1 protein-coding gene is annotated in these 1,189 nt (G+C 37.4%); it reads right to left on the bottom strand.

Annotated elements, in window-relative coordinates; all coding sequences use genetic code 11:
• Positions 1-33 precede the first annotated feature (33 nt).
• The gene (locus CP357_RS09895; RefSeq protein ID WP_087176735.1) at positions 34-1,083 is read right to left on the bottom strand and encodes an IS30 family transposase; all 1,050 of its coding nucleotides are present in this window, start codon (positions 1,081-1,083) and stop codon (positions 34-36) included.
• Positions 1,084-1,189 lie beyond the last annotated feature (106 nt).

The raw sequence follows: 1,189 nt of genomic DNA on the forward strand, positions 1-1,189 counted from the left end.
CGTAAATTGCAATAATAAATTGAACACTTTTAATCAAGCTGCTTGATAGATTAGATCTAATTCTCTTTCAAAGATTTCATCTGGTGTATGATATGCCAATATCTTTCTTGGTAAAGAGTTGCACCAGGTTTCAATGTCTATGATGTCTTGTAGTGAATAATTGTCTATTGCCTCTCCCTTAGGAATAAATCTGCGAATGAGTCCATTATGTCTTTCAACTGTTCCTTTGTCACAAGATGTATAAGGATGAGCATAGTAAACTAAAGTATTTGATACGTCTTCTAAACTTGAAAGATCTGCAAACTCTGAGCCATTATCAGTGGTAATGGTTTTAAAAATATCATTCCAATGTTCGCTGTATTGCCTTTGGAGTTTTTTAAAGGCCTGCATGACACTGACAGAAGTCTTGTCAGGAATACGAAGAATTAAGAACTCACGACTCATACGTTCAGATAAGGTTAGCAGCACCTCATCATCTTTGCTCTTATGTCCGAGAACTAAATCGCATTCCCAATGGCCAAACTCATTACGTTTATTGATCTCTTTAGGACGTTCTTCAATGCTTCTGCCAAGTTTTTTCTTATTTCTGCGAATACGATGAAGCTTGGTATTGCGTTTAAGCTTCTCTGGCAAGTCGTAATTATGTATATCTAATAGACCTTGGTCGACATAATTGTAAAGAGTCTTAGTACAGACAACATCTCTGCTGCTAAATGCGCCAACAGCGGTGGCGCGATTACTGCACACATCAAGCGACCAGCCGTCTTTAAAGAAATGTTTGTGGACATAGCGCATGAATTGAGTTTTCCTGAGAAAGTCTGATTTACGTCCACAATTTTTACGATGAGCTTGATATGCATCATGCCCTTGAGTAGCCTTATATCTTTTGACTTTGCCATGATACAGTTCTACAGTACCGCGCTTAACCTCATAACTGATAGTAGAAGGGGAACAGTTTAATTCACGGGCAATGGCACGCAAAGAATAGCCATCTTTCAAACGCAATTGAATAATAACTCTTTCCTCGAATGATAAATGCTTGCCTTTAATGTGCTGATTCATGGTAGAATGTAAAGAGTCCATTTTGACCTCGTTTCTAAATGTTGTGTGGTAACTACATTCTATCAAACAGGTCCGAATGGACTTTTTATTTTTTATCAAGTGTTCAATTTAATTTTACAATCGGCGA

This window comes from Lactobacillus sp. UMNPBX6 (assembly GCF_002553975.1).
GTDB classification, from domain to species: domain Bacteria; phylum Bacillota; class Bacilli; order Lactobacillales; family Lactobacillaceae; genus Lactobacillus; species Lactobacillus gallinarum.